This window comes from Hydrocoleum sp. CS-953, from assembly GCF_002260545.1.
In the GTDB taxonomy this organism is placed as follows: Bacteria; Cyanobacteriota; Cyanobacteriia; order Cyanobacteriales; family Microcoleaceae; genus Trichodesmium.
In genome coordinates, this window is record NZ_LGSU01000362.1 from 1 (window position 1) to 2,875 (window position 2,875).

A 2,875-nucleotide genomic window follows, 5' to 3' on the forward strand; every position below is an offset into this window, starting at 1 on the left:
TTTGACTTTCAAGCAGCCAAAATTATAGTTCCATATTTAGCAGAACTAGGAATTTCCGATATTTATGCTTCTCCAATATTCAAAGCAAAAACAGGTAGTACCCATGGATATGATGTAGTTAATCCTAATCAAGTTAATCCTGAATTAGGAAGTAAAGAAAAATTTGAAGAACTTGCTTTAGAAATCAAAAATTATGAGATAGGATGGCTACAGGATATTGTTCCTAATCACATGGCATTTAATAGCCAAAATCATATTCTGATTGATGTTTTAGAAAATGGTCCTGAATCTCAATATCGCGACTATTTTGATATTGATTGGAATCATCCTTATGAAGGTATTAGAGGTAGAGTTTTAGCACCTTTCCTGGGTAAATTTTATGGAGATTGTCTGGAAAGTGGAGAGTTAAAAATTCAGTATGGTCAAAATGGATTAACTGTTAATTATTATGACCATCAATTTCCGATTAGAATTGAATCTTATACTCAGGTATTAACATACGAAATTGGCAGATTAAAAAATAAATTAGGTAGAAATAACCCAGATTTTGTTAAGTTTCAGGGAGTTCTCTACAGTTTAAAATACATTCCTTCTGGGTCTGAAGGCAGAGAAAGATATGACCAGATTAGTTTCATTAAAGGGATGTTGTGGGAGATATGGAATGAAAATTCAGATATTAAAGAATTCATTGAAGAAAATATAAATACTTTCAACGGAGTTCCAGGAAAGCCAGAAAGTTTTGACTTGTTGGATAAATTATTATCCGATCAATATTTCCGCTTATCTTTCTGGAAGGTTGGTAATGAAGAATTGAATTATCGACGGTTTTTTACAGTCAACGATTTAATCTCAGTTAGAGTAGAAGATGATAAGTTTTTTTACACTAGCCATGGTCTGATTTTAGAAATGTTGAAAGAGCAAAAATTTACAGGTTTGAGAATCGATCATATTGATGGATTATATGACCCTGCTCAATACTTAAATAGACTCAGAGAAAAAGCAGATGCTCCATATATTGTTGTGGAAAAAATTCTCGAACCTGATGAAGATTTACCTGTTAATTGGCCGGTTCAAGGAACTACAGGTTATGACTTTTTAAATTATGTCAATGGTCTGTTTTGTGACAATTATAATGAACAGGATTTTAATCAAATTTACTCTCGCTTTATTCGAGGTAGTTCTAATTATGAACGCCTAGTCGATGAAAATCAAAGACTAATTATTAATAAGCATTTGGCTGGAGATATTGATAATTTATCTCACTTACTGAAAGATATTTCTAGTAAATATAGATATGCTAGTGATTTTACTACTTTTGGTTTAAAAGCTGCTCTAGTAGAAGTTATGTCGGTATTTCCTGTATACAGAACTTACGTTAGTAAAGAAGGAGTAAGTAAAGCTGACCGAGAATGTATTCAAGGAGTAATTGCTAAAACAAAGAAAATAATACCAAATTTTATCAATGAACTTTTAAATGAATTAAATTTCATTGAGAAGTTTCTCTTATTAGAATTTGATGAGTATTTAAACCAGGAAGATAAAGATAAATGGCTACATTTTGTCATGCGTTTACAACAATTTACCGGACCATTAATGGCAAAGGGTGTAGAAGATACTGTTTTATATATTTATAATCGACTTATTTCTCTGAATGAAGTTGGTTCAACTCCTAGTAAATTTGGCATTTCAATTGATGAATTTCATGGATTTAATCAACATCGTATTGCTTATTGGCCTCATGCTATGAATGGAACTTCTACTCACGATACTAAACGAGGGGAAGATGTCAGAACTAGAATTAATGTACTTTCAGAAATTCCTGAAGAGTGGGAAATTTATCTAAAAAAATGGCAGGAAATTAATGCTCCTCACAAAGATTGTGTTGGAGATTTAGATGTTCCTTCTCCTAATGATGAATACTTTTTATATCAAACTTTACTGGGAGCTTTTCCTTTTGATGAAAGTGAATATCCAACTTTTGTAGAACGAATTAAAGAATATATTATTAAAGCAATTCGAGAGGCAAAAGTTAATACAGGTTGGTTGAGACCGGATTGTGGTTATGAAAGTTCATTGATTAAATTTGTAGAAAGTATACTTAAAGATTCAGAAGAAAATGAATTTTTAGTAGCTTTCCGACCTTTGCAACGTAAGGTTAAACATTATGGGATTTTGAATTCTTTATCTCAAACTTTTCTAAAGATTACTTCTCCTGGAGTTCCTGACATTTATCAAGGTACAGAATTATGGAATTTAAGTCTTGTCGATCCTGATAACCGTCGCCCTGTTGATTTTGAAAAAAGGGCAGAATTTATTCAGGAAATTAAGACAAAAATAGAGTCAGATATTTTGGGATTAATTGAGGAACTTTTACCAACTCCAGAGACTGGTAAGATTAAAATGTTTCTGGTTTATCAAGCTTTACGGGCACGTCGAGAATATGTGGAATTATTTCAACGTGGAGATTACCAAAAGTTAATTGTTATGGGTAGTTTGAAAGACCATATAGTTGCTTTCTCCAGAAAATGGGGAGATAGTACAGCTATTATTATTGCCCCAAGGTTATTAACTAAATTGGTGCAAGAAGGAGAATATCCTTTAGGTGAACAAGTCTGGCATGAAACACGAATTTGTTTACCTTCAGGTTCTTCTTTAGTGTGGAAAAATGTGATTACTCAACAAGAGTTAGAAAGTGAACAAGAGGATACTTTGTGGATTAGAGATGTCTTGAGTCATTTCCCTGTAGCATTATTAATTAATGAGAGTGGTGAAACAACTAATACTTCTGATTTTGATAATTAACTAGAGGTCTGGTGAATTCAAAAGTAAGTTTAAATTTACTGCTAAAAAAATTTTCGAGGTAAAAATTTGAATG

Annotated in this window: 1 protein-coding gene; it reads left to right on the forward strand. The window is 32.0% G+C overall.

What is annotated here, in order from left to right:
• On the forward strand, positions 1 to 2,802 hold a 2,802-nt coding region (treY, locus tag AFK68_RS03420; protein WP_143437479.1), incomplete at its 5' end, for a malto-oligosyltrehalose synthase.
• Positions 2,803 to 2,875: the final 73 nt, after the last annotated feature.